The sequence below is a fragment of the Flavobacterium sp. TR2 genome (assembly GCF_025252405.1).
GTDB lineage: Bacteria > Bacteroidota > Bacteroidia > Flavobacteriales > Flavobacteriaceae > Flavobacterium.
On record NZ_CP104307.1, the window covers coordinates 3,163,727 to 3,180,822 of the forward strand.

Below are 17,096 nucleotides of genomic sequence, written 5' to 3' on the forward strand. Positions count from 1 at the left end.
ATTTATAAAATCAGATAAATTACTTTTCGATTATCATTGTTACTCCCTGACCGCCTGCGGCACAGATAGAAATTAATCCTTTTCCAGAACCTTTTTCGCTGAGCAGTTTTGCCATTACGCCAATAATTCTTCCTCCAGTAGCCGCAAAAGGGTGTGCTGCGGCCAAACTGCTCCCTTTTACATTTAGCTTATTTCGGTCGATGGCGCCTAAAGCTTTCTTTAAACCTATTTCAGCACTTAGTTCTGGGCTTTCCCAAATTTTTAAAGTTGCCAAAACCTGAGCGGCAAAAGCTTCATGAATTTCGTAATAATCGAAATCCTGAAGATTTAAGTTTGCTTTTTCGAGCATTCGAGAAACCGCAAACAATGGAGCCAGTAAAAGGTTCTGCTGCTTTTTGACATATTCGATCGCCGCAATCTCGCCAAAGGTAATGTAAGCCAAAATAGGCAGTCCTTGTTCTTTTGCCCATTCTTCGCTGGCCAAAAGAACACAGGAAGCTCCGTCTGTCAAAGGAGTTGAATTTCCTGCTGTCAGAGTTCCGTTTACTTTATCAAAAGCAGGAGTTAGTTTGGCTAGTTTTTCAATCGTGCTGTCTCTTCTAAGATTATTATCTTTTTCTAAGCCATTGAAGGGCGTAATCATATCATTAAAAAAGCCTTCGTCATACGCTTTTGCCATATTCAGATGACTTTTTAGAGCAAACTCATCTTGTTCTTCTCGTGAAATTTTGTAATATTTTGCAGTGATTTCAGTATGTCCGCCCATCGAAAGCCCTGTTTGCGATTCTTCATTTCGTGGCACCAAAGGCGATAAATCTTTTGGACGAAGTTTTAGAAATGTTTTAATTTTCTCGCCCGATGATTTTGCTTTTCGAGCGTCGAGCAATATTTTTCGGAGTTTTTCGCTGACAGCAATTGGCATATCGCTGATAGAATCTACACCGCCGGCAATTCCAGAATCTATTTGTCCGAGAGCAATTTTATTGGCAATATAAATTGCGCTTTCAATTCCCGTATCGCAGGCTTGCTGCAAATCGCAGGCAGGAGTAGCAGGGTCAAGGCTAGTCTGCATGACACATTCGCGAATCAAATTGTTGTCGTAAGTATGTTTGATTACAGCACCTCCTGCGACTTCACCCAATAATTTGCCCTTCAGATTGTATTTATCAATAAGACCATTGAGCGCTGCGGTCATCATTTCTTTGTTTCCTACATTAGAATAAGCTGTATTGGCTCTTGCAAAAGGAATTCTGTTATAGCCCACAATGGCGACTTTTTTTATTGTATTTACTTTCATATCAGGAAGTTATTTGTTTTCGTTTTTTGAAATTTAGAAGTATAAAGATAGCTATAGATTTCGGTTTCCTGCTTAATCCAGATTAAGATTGCCAAGAAATAGGTTAAAAACATCCGTTTTAAATTATTTCGACTGATTTTATTTATTTTGTTTTATTTATTTAGAATGAATTAAAATAATTTGGAAAAGTTGAGATTTGCATCTACTTTTGTCGCTCAATTTAAAATCAAAACCAAATGAAAATAATTATTAATGCCAGAGTTTATTTTTTTATACTGTTTTTGAGCTCATTAAATATGATGGCGCAACAGTTTGGAACTGTAAACGGAAAAGTTTTTTTGAGTGGCAATAAACCAGCAGAAAATATTGCTGTGGCTTTAAAAGGAACAAAATATTCAGATATTACAACCGTTTCAGGACATTATGAAATTAAAAATGTAAAGCCGGGAACATACACTATCGTGTTAAATGGAGTAGGAATTCAACCTGTTGAGGATAAAATTGTAGTCAACTCAAAACAAACGACGACTAAGAATTTTTCTCTTTCAGAAAGTCAGGAAGACCTTGAAGAGGTGGTAATCAAAAAGAATAAATACAAGCAAGACAAGCCTTCGTTGTCTTTGCGTCTTCAGACTCCGGTTTTAGAAATTCCTCAAAATATACAAATTGTAAGCGGGCAGACTTTAAAAGATCAGCAGATTACGAGTATGAGTGACGGTGTGATTCGTAACGTGAGCGGAGCGGTGCGTCTGGAGCACTGGGGAGATTTGTATACGAATATTACCATGAGAGGTTCTCAAATTCAGGCTTTTAGAAATGGTTTTAATGTGGTTTCTTCTTTCTGGGGACCATTAACAGAAGATATGAGTTTTGTAGACCATATCGAGTTTGTGAAAGGTCCTGCTGGATTTATGCTTTCAAGCGGCGATCCAAGCGGATTGTACAATGTGGTGACTAAAAAGCCAACGGGAGTTACAAAAGGAGAGGTGAGTGTAATTGGCGGAAGCTATGATTTTTATAGAGTGAGCGTTGATTTTGACGGGAAATTGGATAAAAAAGGAAAATTATTGTACAGATTTAATGGAGCTGCACAAAACAAAGGATCGCATCGTCCATTTGAACACAATGATCGCTATGTAATTGCTCCTGTGATTTCATATCAGATTGATGATAAAACGAAAATCACTGCCGAATATAATTTTCAATACGCAAATATGACAGAGGTAGGTTCTTACTACGTTTTTGGACCTCAGTCTGATGGATATGCTACTTTGCCTCGCAGTTTTACGATGACACAGCCAGGATTGCCTGATACTAACATTCAGGACCATAGCGGTTATCTTCAGTTTGAACACAAGTTTGATGAAAACTGGAAACTTACGGCTCAAACGTCTTATTTTAAATACATTCAGCAGGGATATAGCTCATGGCCAAGTTTAGTTGGACCAGCCGAAATTGATACTAATGGAGATAAAAATCCAGATGTTTTTCTTGCTAAAGGAGATATTATTAGAAATGTTGGCATTTGGGATGCAGAAAGCAATATGTATTTAGGTCAAATTTTTGTGAACGGAAAATTCAGTACTGGAAATGTTTCTCATAAAGTATTGGGCGGAGTAGATTTAGGAAGCAAAGATTATATGGCAGATTGGGGACAATCGCATGATTTGGATACTTATGCAAATCCGTTTAATGTTTACAATCCAAATTATGGAACGCCAGCAAATGGTTTGCCTCAATTTGATCACGATACTCCTTTAAGCCAAAGAGCAGTAGGACGTTACGGTTCGAAATATGCGGCTGGATATGTGCAGGATGAACTTGGTTTTCTTGAAAATAGATTGAGATTGACTCTTGCAGCAAGATATACTTGGATTAGCCAAACTAGCAGCTACGATCAGCCGCAAGAAGATAGTCACATTACGCCTCGTGCCGGTTTAAGTTATTCTATTACTGATGATTTTGCGGTTTACGGGTTATACGACCAAGCCTTTACGCCTCAATCGGGTGTGGTGAGAAATGGTGATGTAAAACCGCTTACAGGAAATAATGTTGAATTTGGAATTAAAAAAGATTGGTTTGACGGTTCTTGGAATACAAGTTTATCGGTTTACAATATCTTAAAGAAGAATGAGTTAACAGGAGATCCTAATAATCAGCCAAATGAGCAATATAAAATTGTTCTGGGTGAAAAAAGAGCTCGCGGTGTTGAATTTGACCTAAGAGGAAAAATCTTTGACGGCTTAAATCTTATTGCAAATTATGCTTTTACAGAATCAACTGTGACTAAAGTTGATCCCGATGTTTCTGAAGCTAATGGCATTAAAGTTGGAGACGTTGTACCAGGTTATGCAAAACATACGGCAAATGCGTGGTTAAATTATACGCTTCAAAATGGCAAACTGAAAGGATTTGGGGCTTCTATTGGAGGAACTTTCCTTGACGGACGCCAGACAGATACTTGGAGCCCAGGAGTTGTATCGCTTCCAACATACTTTAAACTAGATGGAGGATTATCTTATGAGACAGGAAAAATTAAAGTGACTGCAAACGTATTCAATATCTTAGATAAATATCTTCACAGCGGTTCATACTATGCTTGGTTAAGCGCTTATTACTGGCAGACTGAAGCGCCAAGAAACTTTAGAGTTGGGGTTACTTATAAATTCTAAATCTTTTTAAAGGTTCTGAGTTGCTAAGCTTCTAAGTTTCTAAGGCTTGAGGTTTGAAATTTAAAGAAAAAAGGCTTTAGCCAAACTGGTGATGTTTGGCTAAAGCCTTTTCCTTTGCTATATCTTTCATCCAGCTAAAGCTGGACGCTATTCAATTATTGCTATAAAAAAGAGTCATTTTCTATAGATTTAAATTGTACAAAAAATTATCTGCTTGAATCATTTTAAATCTGCGAGAAAAATTTTTAGCGCTGCCATTTGCAAAAAGAAATAGAAAGAAAAAACCTTTAATCTGCGGCAAAAAATCATCCCTTCTTAATCAACGGAATCAATTTTGTGCCTATCAATTCTATGGCGCTCATTAATTGTTTGTGAGTCAAACCGGCATTATCCATTTGGAAAGTAAATCGGTCAACGCCACCTAGGGCTTCGCTGTGGCGCAGAATTTTCTCTGCAGCCCTTTCGGGACTTCCAACAATTAAAACGCCTAAATCATCAATTAAACCATCAAATTTGCCTTTTGTTACAGGAGGCCAGCCTCTTTCGTATCCTAATTTGGTCCATAATTCGGCATAACCTGGGTAATAATCTGCAATAGCACTTTCTGTTGTTGTGCCAATATAGCCAGGCGAATGCAAGCCTACCTTTAATTCTTCAGGTTTATAGCCAGCAGCTTTTCCAGCCTGACGGTATAAATCGACTAAAGGCTTAAAACGATGTGTTTGTCCGCCAATAACCGCTACCATTAATGGAAGCCCTAGCGAACCAGCTCTGATAAAAGACTCAGGCGTTCCGCCAACTCCAAGCCATATTGGCAATTTTTCCTGAATGGCTCTCGGATAAACAGGAAGATTATTTATGGCCGGACGAAATTTTCCTTCCCAACTTACAAATTCATTGTCCCGAATCTGTAAAAGAAGATCTAATTTTTCGCTGAAAAGCGCATCATAATCATTTAAATTAAATCCGAAAAGGGGATAGGCCTCGATAGAAGAACCGCGACCCACTACGATTTCGGCTCTTCCCTTTGAAATTAAATCTAAAGTTGCAAAACTCTGATAAACTCTCACAGGATCTGCGGCACTCAAAACCGAAACAGCGCTTGCCAAACGAATACTTTTTGTCCTTGCCGCCGCCGCACTCAGAATAACTGCTGTAGCAGAATCTAAAAACTCTTTTTTGTGATGTTCTCCAATTCCGAAAACATCTAGACCAACCTGATCTGCAAATTCTATTCGCTGGAGCAGCTGCTCCATTGCATCAACACTGCTCAGAGTATTGTTGTCGCCATACATTGCCGAAGCAAAACTGTCTATTCCTATTTCCATATTTTTTTAGCTTTAAGCTTTACACTATAGGGCTGTAAGCATTTTAGAAAGCCTAAAGCTTACGGCTTATAGCCTCAAGCAATATTAATGTGAAAATCCAAATGAAATACTAATAATGATAATGGCAATTACGATTAAGGTAATGCCGACATATAAATAATCTTTCTCCAATAAAAACGAGAAAAGCGAAAGCAATACGCGCAAAACGGGTGTCATGAACAAGAAAATAATTCCTGTAAATATTAAGGATTCGCCATTTCCTTGAATTGCTCCGTCATAAATCGCGGCAATTACTTCAAATATATTTCGGTCGTTTTCTTTAAAAACTGAATAATCTTCAATCTGATTTCCGTTATGAATCAAATAAACAATACCGCCAATAAAGGCTACTGATAAAGAGATCCAAACGCCGTAACGAAGCAAGTTCCCTATGATGGTCTGAAAATCTTTTTCTCCAAATTTTTCTTCCTGTACCATATTAGATTTTTCCATTTAGTCCGTTATAAATCATGTTTATTGCCAAAACAAAAATCAGGCAGGCAAAAAATATTCTCAATTTCTTCGGGTTTGTTCGCACTAAGATTTTTGCTCCTGCCATTGCTCCAAACAAAACTCCAATTACAACCGGCATACAGATTCCGGGTTCAATATATCCTTTTTGAATATAAATTACAGAACTTGCCATTGCAGTAACACCCATCATAAAATTACTGGTTGTAGTTGAAACTTTAAACGGGACACGCATAATATTGTCCATTGCAATTACTTTAAAGGCGCCAGAACCAATTCCGAGAAGACCAGACATCATTCCCGCAACTCCCATCATGCTGAAACCGCCAAGTACGTTTTTAGTTCCGTATTTTATGACTTCACCGTCATGAGAAGGATAAGTTCCATCCAATTTTAGCTTTTTAGCCAACGGACTGGATTCTAAAACAATGTGTTCTTCTTTTTTTCGAAGCGAATTAATTGCAGAAAAAATTAGCGTTAAACCAAATAAAACGGCAATAAAAGAAGTTGGGGCAATTGTAGAAAGCAATGCACCGCAAACAGCTCCGATAGTAGTGGCAATTTCGAGAAAAATTCCCATTCGCATATTGGTGATTCCTTCTTTTACGTAAGCTGCGGCTGAGCCTGAAGAAGTGGCGATAACAGAGACTAAAGCCGCTCCAATAGCATAATGAATATCGACGCCAAGAATAATTGTGAGAAGCGGAATGATGATAATTCCTCCGCCCAAGCCTGATAATGAACCGATAAAGCCTGCTAAAAAAGCGCCCAGAATCATTATAAGCGTAAAGGTAAGTATTGTCATTTAGTGATATGTTTTTGTATCTGCTAATTTACGAATACATATTTGTTCATGAACTTAAATATACCTTAAAAATGTTTGTTGTTTTGGGTTTGTTAGGTGATGGTTGATTGTTTCTTGCAAACTTTGACAAAGTTGCTACAAAAAATTATATTCTATTGTCAACTGCGTAAGATGTCTTGCCAATATTAGCCAAAAGTAAAGCTGCCGCAGCACTTGTCCAGACTGAATAATCTAGAGGAGCTTTTACAGAAACCGAGACAGACATTGCAAAAGCAAAAAAGAACATTAAAACAGTAGTTCCTAAAGCAGCAAGTCTGGTTTTGAAGCCAACTAATAGCAGCAGGCTCAGTAAAACTTCAAAGAAAGTGGCAATTCCTGCCAGAATTTCAGCTGTGGCTTTGTTGGCAAATGAATTTAGGGTTTGGGTATAAATAACAAAGTTTTCCCAATTTCCCCAAGCGACTGCGTTTGAGCCGGGTGCGCCCCAAATTCCAAATCGGTCTGCTACAGCCGACAACATTGTGATTCCTAAAACTATTCTTAAAATTAAACCTGCTTCTAATATTGTGATATTTTTCATTCTATAATTAATTTTTGATTTGGAGGTGTTCTAGGTTCTTCTTAACCAAAGTTTTATTGCCAACTACCTTAAAACCAAGTTTTAAATACAGTTTTTTTGCATTCGGATTGTCTACTTCAACCAGCAGGCCTAAAACCTCTTTATTTTTATGAACGTATTTATCAATCAAAAATTGCAATAATTGAGAACCAATTCCTTTTCCCTGATATTTCGGATTTACGCCCAATGAATCGATATAATATTCGCCCTCACGGGTTTCAAACTCAGGATCAAATTCTGGATTATAATGCTTTCGGACATATTCCACTATAGGATTTCTCAATTTTTCAATGTCAGCACCGTTATAAATGTTTACTGCGCCAATGATCTCGTTATTATCTTCAGCAACAAAGCAGTTTTGATAAGAATACTGGTTGTTTTCACTTTCAACGAAATGCTGCAGAAAGTCTTTCGCGCAAGCGTAATCTTCTTTCGCAATAAACTTATAGATAATATCTTCCATTGCTAATAGCAATATAGGTGCAATATATTTTGAGTCTCTTTTTTCTGCTTTTCTTATATTCATAGTAAAGTATTTTTAGCAAATTTAAGGCTTTTATGAGTTTAAACTATTTCAAGCAGATTAAAAGATCTATGCAGATTTAGCAGATTAATATTTGGAATAGCAGCATAATTCGCTAAATCTGCGGGAGAAAAAAATAGAGTTTTTGAAAAAAATGTACAAATATACGCTCAATATATACCAATCAAGAGATTTGGACTCGCCTTATATTTGTAGTATAGTTTTAATTTAAATATTAAAAAGAAAATGAAAGCAATAGGATTTAAAACATCATTACCCATAGAAAACCCGGAAAGTTTTATCGAATTTGAAACTGTAAAGCCAATTCCTGGACCACACGATTTATTAGTTAAAATTGACGCGATTTCAGTAAATCCGGTCGATTTTAAGATTCGCCAGAATAGTGAGAAAGATACCGTTTTAGAAACGCCAAAAATTATAGGCTGGGATGCTGTCGGAATTGTTCAGGCTGTCGGGCAGGATGTAACTTTGTTTGAAGTGGGAGACCCCGTGTATTACGCAGGAGACATTACCAAACAGGGAAGCAATGCCGAATATCAGATTATTGATGAAAGAATAGTCGGCAGAAAACCAAAATCGCTAAGCATTGAAGAATCAGCCGTTATACCGCTAACCGCTTTAACCGCTTGGGAAATTTTATTTGACAGAATTAGAATAAGTGCCGATAAAGACAAAGGAAAATCTATTTTAATTATTGGCGGTGCAGGAGGAGTAGGTTCTATTGCCATCCAATTGGCCAAGAAAATCGCTGGCCTAACCGTTATTGCAACAGCGTCGCGTTATGAAACCATCGAATGGTGCAAGAAACAGGGAGCAGATTTTGTGGTAGATCATAAAGATTTGATTTCTTCTGTCAGAGAAGCTGGTTTTGAGTACGTTGACTTTATTTTAGATTTCGTAGACACCAATGCTTATTGGGACACTATGGTTGAATTGATTAAACCGCAAGGGCATATTGCCTCAATTACTGGAGGAAGCGATCCTGTTGCATTAACGAAACTTAAAAGCAAAAGCGTTTCTTTTTCGTGGGAATTAATGTACACCCGATCTATGTATCAGACGGAGGATATGGTTGAACAGCATAATATTTTAAATATAGTAGCAGATCTGTTGGACGACGGTATTCTGAAAACAACTTTAAACACAACTTTAAACGGACTCTCGGCAGAAAATGTAAAAAAAGCGCATGAACTTTTAGAATCAGGAAAGACAATTGGAAAGATTGCGATTAAGTTTTAAAGCTTAAAAACATTGTAGGATGGTTTAATACGGTTATTTGGAACTGTTTTAAATAGCGTTGTTTTTAAATAAGAAATTTTTGTATTTTAGTCGGCTTTAAACCCAATTGGATATAAATTTTTAACCTAAAACAAAATTATCTATGATTTCAAAAAACACAGACCTTGGACTATTACTATTGCGTATCAGCACTGGCGGACTAATGCTTTTTCACGGTGTTTCAAAACTGATTCACGGAATTTCATTTCTTGTAGAAAATATGGGCGCATTTGGATATGCAGTTTATATTGGCGAAGTTTTAGCTCCAATTGCTATTTTACTGGGATTCAGAACTAGAATTGCAGCAGTTCTTTTAGCAATAACTTGTGTGGTGGCAGTTGCAACAGTTCATTCTCAGGAGATTTTCTCTATCAGCGAGCATGGGGGTTACGCTTTAGAATTGTTAATGCTTTACTTTTTTGGCGCTCTTGCGTTGTTCTTTACAGGAGCTGGCAAATTTGCCGTTTCCAAAAACAATAAGTGGGACTAACCTGCGAAGCAATCATATAATCATAAAGGCTCTAAATTTCGATTTAGAGCTTTTTTTTTAATGAATAATTGCATCCAATTTTCCAATATAGCCCACGGTTTCAACCGTGGAAACATTATACATCTCTCGGGCAATTCATGGTTTTAGTATGTCCTAAAAATTAATGAAAAAGGTTTTGTTTGCAGAAGAGATGGTAGAAATATCTTTTTTAATGTATTGCTTTATGTGTTAATATTTAATTTATTGATTATTAATTTTCTATATGAAAATAAATGTAGTAAAATACGAACCTAAATTACAATTTTAAGACTGCTTATGCTCTAGAAATCCAGTGCCTTTGAGAAGAACCAAATCGGTTAAAATAGATAAAAGCAGGAGAGAAGAGGCAAAAGGCTTCTTTAAATTATTTTTTTACAGAAAAACAGTAAAATTTTCAGTTAAAATCTATCAGTTCAAATTCAATCTGAGAGAGATTTTTTTAGTCTTTCATAGAAAATTTAAATGAAACTTTTTCGCATAAAATCGTTGTTTTTTTCGATGAATTTTAATCATAGAGTTTTTCTATAGTAAAGTTTTAACTATTTGAATGTTAGTTTTTAAAATGTATTAATTAAATAATAGGTTTAATAATGAAACCTAGAAGGCATTTTTATCTTGAGAAGATGTTTTATTCCTTAATGTCTGTTTTTTAAGAGAAAAAAATGGCTTAAAAAATGGTTTCAAAAGACAAAATCAGCTCACTCGCAAATCTGATTTTTTTACGAAAAACAGAATTTATTTTTTGAACGAAAAAACAAGAGGGATTTTTTCAAATGTCGGCAACGCAAAATGGATTAGAATTTAAAAAAGAAGATTTGAAGCAAGAAAGTTTTTGGAATCTTAGATTTTTTCGGTACAATTTTGCTTGTGGCGTTTATAGGTGGTTTTTTAAGCTTTAATATTTAATTTGAATCTTTGGGGTTGTTTTTATCTTTTTTGTTTGTTAAAAAGAATAAAAATACCCTTGTCGAACAGGTTTGATTGCTGTTGTCAAATCTTTATGGCAGAATTGAAAGATGAAGAAATGCTCTGATGCTTTTTTTTCTGTTTTAAAAACGAAGCGGCAGCATCGTGTTAATAGAGATATAATTTAAAACATTGCTTATTTCATATCAGATTCGTACATTGTTGAAAAATACAGATCATGACTAAAAAAATAGAAGACTTAATTCCGCATCGTGCTCCATTTCTTTTTGTTGATGAAATTATATCTTATACAACAGACACAATCGTTGGTTTAAAGACGTTTACAGAAAAAGATTCTTGGCTTCAAGGCAGTTTTCCGGATTTTAATTTTGTTCCCGGAACTATTTTAATCGAAGCTATGGCGCAATGTGGGGGCGCAGGAATCAAGCTTTTAGGAATAGCAGACGGTGTTTTTGGCTTGGTAAGTCTCGATAATGTTGAGTTTTTTGCAGGTGTTGAGTTTAATAAACTGGTTAAATTTGTGGTAAAAAACATCCGAACTAGTGAAAAAATCATAAAACAGTCAGGCGAAGCTTTTGATGAAGATAGATTGATTATGAAAGGGGAATGGATGTGTGTGAAGCTTCAGTGAGATCGAATAATTTTAAAAAAAAATGCCAAACTTTTGACTGCAGATTATTGGTGACAGCTTTTTATACATTTTCAAAATTAAAAAGCTTCACCAATTCTAAAATAAACTCCCCAATCTCCTTTTCCGACTGCACCATCCAGACCAACATTAAATTTTGATTTCTTGAAAGGGTTGTATCGGTAGCCCACACCGCCTCCAGGGTAGATTTTCCAGTCAAAGCTCGGAGTGTCAGAACCATAAATTGTGGCGATACCAAAAAAGCCAACCAATCCCATCTTTTTGGCAAAATTGTAACGGTATTCTCCTTGAATGTCCATTAATCCAGAGCCGCGATATTTACCTTGAGAGTACCCTCGAATATCTGTTCCGCCAATCGTGCTCTGCTGTTCGAACGCTACATTTCCAAGAGCAAATTTGCCATAAAGACGTGCTGCAATGACATCTTTGCTGTCACGGTTTGGAATATATTTGTTGGCTTGAAAAGAGATTCGATTGGAAGCCAATTCGTTATCTAAAAATTTTGGATAACTCGACCAATCCAACTTGATTTTGTAGCCTTTGGTCGGATAATAGACTGCGTCTCTCGTGTCGTACAATAAATTAACGACAACAGCATTGCTATGTGAAACAGAAGAAGGAGAAATGTCGTCTTCATAAACCGTATTGTAATGCGCATAGGTGTATGAAAGTCCGCCGTAGAACTTTCCGATAATTTTGCGCTGGGCTCCAAGGCTTAAAACCGTTGTTTTGGTTCCGTAATCGTAAAAATCGGGCTGGTCAATATCATCAACGTAAAACTGCGAATTCTGGTTCCCGGTAAAAAAGAAAAGTTTCAAACGCCATTTGTCTTCGTTTAGGTACCATTTGTTAAAAAGCGCCAAAACATACGATTTGTTGCTTGTGTAAATTGCTGTCATGCCAGACAATGATTTGGGCGAAATAGTATCGGCTGGATTCAATTTGTACATGGTCATCGGAATGGCGCCAAACATAAATTCTAGATTTCGGTTATAGCTCAAATAAGGCATTACCCTAAATTCGACTCTTTTTTCTTTTGCTTTTTTGGCAACGGAGTCCGTAATTTTTTGCCCAAAAGAAGAGTATGTAAAGGCTATAAGAAAGAATAAAAGTAGAAAATGCCTCATAGTATAAATTTGTTAATGAAACTTAATATTGGCGTAGCATAACTTAAATGTCGTTTTCTGGTATCTGTAAATTTAAATAAAAAATATAAGCAATTGAATTAAAATGAATTAAGGCTATGGTGTTTGGTTAAAAACGGAAAGCAGTTTTTCTAAAGCGTTTTTAGAATGCAGCTGTTCGCCATTTTTAAGTGTTTGTTCTAAGGCTATTGCGGCTCTATCTGTCATTCGCTTTTCAAAGTAGGAGATGGCTGTTTTCATGTCAGAAAATTGATTATTAGTTAAGCAATCGGCCAAATCAAAAGCATCGAGCAAAGCCAAATTAGCGCCTTTTCCGGCAAAAGGAGGCATTCTATGCGCTGCATCGCCGATCATAGTGAGATTTTCGAGCGTTTCCCAAGTTTGCTTAGGCTGAAAATAGTATTGCGGACGCGGAATAAAATACAAATCCTTGCTCTTAAAAAGCTCATCCCATTCCGAACTCCAATCCTGATACACTTCTTTAAACCATTCAAAAATCTTCTGATTGTTTTTAAAATCGAGATCGTTTGCTGCAATCCGGTTCTCGGGTATTTTGCTGCTGAGCAAGAACATCAGAGAACCGTCGCCTTTTGTTCCATACATGATGGTTTGTTCCTTTCCGATGGCAAGAACTTTTCCGCCTTTTGAAAATTCAAAAAGGTTGGGAGCATTTTCTTTGGCATTGTAAATCGTCCCTTCAATCATGGCAATTCCGGAGTAAATTGGTTTTTCTGCGCTTATAAAAGGGCGAACTTTAGAATTTGCGCCATCTGCAGCAATTACCAAATCTGCGTAAACGGCTGTTTTGTTTTTAAACCCCACTCGCCAGCCTTTGTTTTCTTTTTCCATAGAAGTAAACTGGCTATTCCATACAATCGATTCGGGAGAAAGAGAATCCAGTAAAATATTTCTTAGTGCCGAACGGTCTATTTCGGGACGCGGTTTTGAAATATCTTGCAGAGAATCTTGATTGTCCTCCAAAACTTTTTTAGATATCGTTCTTGAAACATTATGTTCGTCAAATTTCAATTCAAATTTCGGATTAACAATTCGGGCTTTGCTGGCATTTGGCCTAATGTTTTTATAAAATTCGGCTAATAGGTCAGCTTGTTTCATGGCTATTAAACCCGAATCTTCATGTAGGTCTAGCGGAGATCCTTGTACGCGTACGTTTGGGTCGAGGTCTCTCTCGTAGACTTTTGCGTCAATACGCTGAAGCTGTAAAAGGCGTGCTAACATTAAACCGCCCATTCCGCCGCCAATTATGGCAACTTGTTTGTTTTTTAGTAACATAGTTTTGTGTTTAAAAATCTATGTTGCAAAATTATTTGGAGGAGAGGGCTGATAATAGTATAAATCGGTCGTTTTTGTTTTGAAATAACTCTTTCGGAAGCGAGCCAGAAATCTTTTTGATTTCTTTGATAAAGTGTGTCTGATCTGAAAAATTCTCTTCTGGGAATAAATTTCCTTTTGCAATATGCTCGAGAGATGCACGAAAACGAAGAATCGAGCAGAATGCTTTTAGTGAAATTCCAAAATGCTGAGTAAAATATCGATTGATCTGACGGCTGCTCCAATTGGATTTTTCTGAAAACTCTTTTACTGTCATATTTCCTTTAGTTGCGTAAAGAAGCCTGAATAGTTTTTGTTTTCTATTATCAATTTCTTTTACGAGTAAAGAATTGATCTTCGAAGAAGCTTTTGCGCTAAACAATTCAAAATCTTCCAGATCATTTTCGTTAAAATCCCAAAAATTATCGTTAAGCAGTTTTCCTGAATTTACGAGGTCTGCAACGCTTTCGCGAAAAATATATTCTACTACAGGAAGTTTAAAGCTGATTGTTAAGGTTAGGCTGTTGGCAGGAATCTTTCCTTTTTCGTATTGCTGTGTGCTTAAGCCTAGAAGTCTTATTTGAAAAGGGGTTTTTGCGGTTTTTATGAGAGACAAGTCAATTCGCCCATCAGGAAGACCGATTGTTTCTAAAGTTTGGTCTGATTTATTCTCCATACGCCAAAAACTATCCACAAAATCGGAGAGATTTTGACTCGGTTCAATAGATTGGTATGTTAAATCGTTGATCATTCCATCAAATTTAAGGCGAAATTATGCAATTCGCTATTCATTGCTGCGAAGAAAAAGTGAGTCTAAAAAGCTTGTAAAGGCGTTTTTGATTTCGGAAAAAAGGCAATGAAAAACTTAACATTGGATAAGTTGTTGATTTTTAAATAAGTACAATTGGTTTTTTACGCGCCTGAAAAACTTAACATTGGCGAATAGGTTTTTCAATTTATCTTTGTTTATTATTTTTTGATGTTAATTTAATGATTTAATAACATTAAAAATTAGTTTAATCCAAAATAAATTTAATCAATTTCTTAAAATTAACAGAATAATGACAAAAGAAGTGCTTACTAATGAAATCGATCAGGAAGTAGAAGCTGCTCCAGTTATCTCCAATGAAGAAAACGAACAGGGGACTCCAGTTCCAGAAACAGAATCGGCTGTTGAAATTTCAGAATCAAAACCAAAACTTAAAAGAGCTCCTAGAAAAGCAACAACTGAGGAAGCAGTGGAAAATAAAGAAGCTGAAGCAGAAACAGAGGCTGTATCTGAAGCTGAAGAGGCAACAGCAGAAGAAAACGAAGAACAGCCGAAATCTAAAAAAAATAAAAAGATGAAAGACAAAGAGAAAAAAGAAAAACTGAAAAAGAAAAAAGCTGCTGCTAAGAAAAAAGAAAAAGCAAAAGATAAAAAGAAGGAAAAAGCGAAAAAAGCAAAACTAAAAGCTAAGGCTAAAAAGAAAGCAAAAGCAAAAAAGGCAAAAGACAAAGCAAAAGCCAAAAAGATCGCTAAAAATAAAGCAAAAAGATCTAAAGCAAAGAAGAACAAGAAAAAATAATTCTTAGTTCGAATTGTCAAGCTGAGTGGAGTCGAAGCTCTTCCTCACCAATAAAATTTAAAGCCACAGATTATAAGATTAGCACAGATTTTCAAGAATCCTTTTAATCGTATAATTTGTGGCTATTTTTATGTGGCATAAGTTTGGGCTTCGACTTCGCTCAGCCTGACAAGTTTTTTAAGCTCCGTACAAATAAAATTTAAAGCCACAGATTGTAAGATTAGCACAGATTTTTTAAATCCTTATTAATCCTATAATTTCTGGCTATAAAAAGTTTGTCAGGCTGAGCGAAGTCGAAGCTCTTCTGCGCAATAAAATTTAAAGCCACAGATTATAAGATTAACACAGATTTTCAAAAATCCTTTTAATCGTATAATTTGTGGCTATTTTTATGTGGCATAAATTTAGGCTTCGACTTCGCTCAGCCTGACAAGTTTTTTAAGCTCCGCACGAATAAAATTTAAAGCTGCAGATTATAAGATTAACACAGATTTTCAAGAATCATTTCACAATTCACAATTTACAATTTACAATTCACAACTTACAATTTAGAGCTTTTTTCTGTACTATAAGTTTATCAATTTTCTGAAGAAATTCAGGATCAAATTCAGAATAAGCCTTTAATCTGTATTTTTCGTCTCGTATTTTCATAACCAGACGAATTTTTTGCACCATCATCCAGATAGGTTCGTAACGTTTATGACCTAACAAATACTGAATTTTAAGTATCGATAATCTCCTGTGCGAAAGCGTCATCAATTCAATGCAAATCATCCAGTATCGAATCGGGAGGTTCGAGTTTTCCATTACGGTTCCAGATCGCAGACTTGTACGGCTGCCGCATTTTCGACATTGAAATTTTAAATCATTCTGTCGGAAAGAATGAACATTGTGCCCGCATTTCCTGCACAGAAGCCCATTCTCTAAACGCTTGTTTTTGAGTACCTCAATGCAGGTCTTTTCATCAGAATATTTTTCAAAATAAGCGCGTAATTCCATTTATACAAGTCCCTATTTACGTTTCGAATATAAAATAATTTAAAAGAAACGAATGGCAATTCGTAAAAAAAAATAAAAAGGTTTTTTGGTTTTTTAAATAGGTATTATTTGTTGAAATATATTTCGCACCAATGTGGCGTTTACCAAATATTTAGTTTTTCTGCAGTTCTGGATATTTGTCTGGAAATATTATCTCGTTAGGGCTGTGCTTTTATGCGTAGAAGGGCTCAGCTTTAGGCGAATTGCATTTTTGTTTACGGCATAAAAAAAGGAATATTCGAAAACGAATATTCCTTTTTAAGAAAGGTAAAATTGTGTTATAATTTAGCTACGATTTCTTTTTTGTACTTATTAAGGATCGATTTTGTCATCCCTAAATTAGCTTTTGTAGAATCTACAGCCAGGTAAATAAAATAATCCTGATTGTCAGAAACGTCAATAATGTGAATTTGTGAACTTAAGGTAATCATGACATTGTCAATTGTTTGTCCGTGTAGCCCTAAAGCTTTAATAGCGTTCATTTTTGCTTTTACTACTTCAAGATTATATGCCGATGCTAGTTCTGGATCAAAATCTGCAACTACAGATTGAGAATAGTATGACATACCGCTTGCAATTTCAGCTACAGAAACTGCGATGAACCCTGGGACGTTCTTTTTTAGGTCTTCCCCAAATTGCGTTAAAAAATCAGACATAATGTTAGAATTTAAATTGTTGTAAATAAGATTGAATTGTTTTGGATAAAAGCAAAATTAGGGATACAATATTATTTAATTATCCGCATTGCGTACCTTTTTTTATGCATAATTAAAAAATAACACACGTCTGATAAAATTGGTTTTTCTTTTCTCTTAAACGGATTGATGTTTTAATTTGAAAATGAAATATTTAAAC

General features: G+C 35.8%; 15 protein-coding genes and 1 pseudogene. 5 read left to right on the forward strand and 11 right to left on the reverse strand.

Annotated features, from left to right (window positions below; translation table 11 throughout):
• Positions 1 to 19: 19 nt before the first annotated feature.
• Positions 20 to 1,297: an acetyl-CoA C-acetyltransferase gene (locus tag N4T20_RS13965; RefSeq protein WP_260669747.1), complete on the reverse strand. Its 1,278-nt coding sequence runs from the start codon at positions 1,295 to 1,297 to the stop codon at positions 20 to 22.
• A gap of 236 nt (positions 1,298 to 1,533) precedes the next feature.
• On the opposite strand from N4T20_RS13965, the gene N4T20_RS13970 reads away from it, so the two are divergent.
• Entirely contained in the window at positions 1,534 to 3,969 is a 2,436-nt protein-coding gene (locus N4T20_RS13970; RefSeq protein ID WP_260669748.1) for a TonB-dependent receptor, read from the forward strand.
• A 305-nt stretch (positions 3,970 to 4,274) separates the two neighbouring features.
• On the opposite strand, the gene N4T20_RS13975 is transcribed toward N4T20_RS13970, so the two are convergent.
• The 5 genes from N4T20_RS13975 to N4T20_RS13995 all read right to left on the reverse strand — a co-directional run bounded on the left by N4T20_RS13975 (position 4,275) and on the right by N4T20_RS13995 (position 7,757).
• Positions 4,275 to 5,297, reverse strand: coding sequence for an LLM class flavin-dependent oxidoreductase (locus N4T20_RS13975; RefSeq protein ID WP_260669749.1), 1,023 nt, complete (start codon positions 5,295 to 5,297; stop codon positions 4,275 to 4,277).
• An 84-nt stretch (positions 5,298 to 5,381) separates the two neighbouring features.
• A complete protein-coding gene (locus N4T20_RS13980) occupies positions 5,382 to 5,789 on the reverse strand; it encodes a DUF1634 domain-containing protein (RefSeq protein WP_260669750.1) in 408 nt (135 codons plus the stop codon).
• Positions 5,776 to 6,612, reverse strand: coding sequence for a sulfite exporter TauE/SafE family protein (locus N4T20_RS13985; RefSeq protein ID WP_129746830.1), 837 nt, complete (start codon positions 6,610 to 6,612; stop codon positions 5,776 to 5,778). The genes N4T20_RS13980 and N4T20_RS13985 overlap by 14 nt, the downstream gene beginning before the upstream one ends.
• A gap of 145 nt (positions 6,613 to 6,757) precedes the next feature.
• Entirely contained in the window at positions 6,758 to 7,192 is a 435-nt protein-coding gene (locus N4T20_RS13990) for a DoxX family membrane protein (protein WP_260669751.1), read from the reverse strand.
• Between the two features lie 7 nt (positions 7,193 to 7,199).
• Entirely contained in the window at positions 7,200 to 7,757 is a 558-nt protein-coding gene (locus N4T20_RS13995) for a GNAT family N-acetyltransferase (protein ID WP_260669752.1), read from the reverse strand.
• A gap of 243 nt (positions 7,758 to 8,000) precedes the next feature.
• On the opposite strand from N4T20_RS13995, the gene N4T20_RS14000 reads away from it, so the two are divergent.
• The 3 genes from N4T20_RS14000 to N4T20_RS14010 all read left to right on the forward strand — a co-directional run bounded on the left by N4T20_RS14000 (position 8,001) and on the right by N4T20_RS14010 (position 11,140).
• Complete coding sequence (locus N4T20_RS14000) at positions 8,001 to 9,014, forward strand: zinc-binding alcohol dehydrogenase family protein (protein ID WP_260669753.1); 1,014 nt, start codon at positions 8,001 to 8,003, stop codon at positions 9,012 to 9,014.
• 142 nt (positions 9,015 to 9,156) lie between these two features.
• Positions 9,157 to 9,543: a DoxX family protein gene (locus N4T20_RS14005; protein ID WP_260669754.1), complete on the forward strand. Its 387-nt coding sequence runs from the start codon at positions 9,157 to 9,159 to the stop codon at positions 9,541 to 9,543.
• 1,183 nt (positions 9,544 to 10,726) lie between these two features.
• Positions 10,727 to 11,140, forward strand: a complete 414-nt coding sequence (locus N4T20_RS14010) for a 3-hydroxyacyl-ACP dehydratase FabZ family protein (protein ID WP_260669755.1) — start codon at positions 10,727 to 10,729, stop codon at positions 11,138 to 11,140.
• A 77-nt stretch (positions 11,141 to 11,217) separates the two neighbouring features.
• Here N4T20_RS14010 and N4T20_RS14015 read toward each other — a convergent pair whose 3' ends face one another.
• The 3 genes from N4T20_RS14015 to N4T20_RS14025 form a co-directional block, all read right to left on the reverse strand.
• Positions 11,218 to 12,285 (reverse strand): outer membrane protein assembly factor, encoded by a 1,068-nt coding sequence (locus tag N4T20_RS14015; protein ID WP_260669756.1) that lies wholly within the window; start codon positions 12,283 to 12,285, stop codon positions 11,218 to 11,220.
• 114 nt (positions 12,286 to 12,399) lie between these two features.
• A complete protein-coding gene (locus tag N4T20_RS14020; RefSeq protein ID WP_260669757.1) occupies positions 12,400 to 13,596 on the reverse strand; it encodes an NAD(P)/FAD-dependent oxidoreductase in 1,197 nt (398 codons plus the stop codon).
• Between the two features lie 31 nt (positions 13,597 to 13,627).
• Positions 13,628 to 14,386: a helix-turn-helix domain-containing protein gene (locus N4T20_RS14025; RefSeq protein ID WP_260669758.1), complete on the reverse strand. Its 759-nt coding sequence runs from the start codon at positions 14,384 to 14,386 to the stop codon at positions 13,628 to 13,630.
• A gap of 310 nt (positions 14,387 to 14,696) precedes the next feature.
• Here N4T20_RS14025 and N4T20_RS14030 point away from each other — a divergent pair, with 310 nt between their 5' ends.
• Entirely contained in the window at positions 14,697 to 15,203 is a 507-nt protein-coding gene (locus N4T20_RS14030) for a hypothetical protein (RefSeq protein ID WP_260669759.1), read from the forward strand.
• Between the two features lie 555 nt (positions 15,204 to 15,758).
• Here the strand turns inward: N4T20_RS14030 and N4T20_RS14035 are convergent.
• A pseudogene (locus N4T20_RS14035) lies at positions 15,759 to 16,202 on the reverse strand (transposase); the annotation flags it as partial.
• A 317-nt stretch (positions 16,203 to 16,519) separates the two neighbouring features.
• On the reverse strand, positions 16,520 to 16,897 hold the full coding sequence (locus tag N4T20_RS14040) for a hypothetical protein (RefSeq protein WP_260669760.1): 378 nt from the start codon (positions 16,895 to 16,897) through the stop codon (positions 16,520 to 16,522).
• Positions 16,898 to 17,096: the final 199 nt, after the last annotated feature.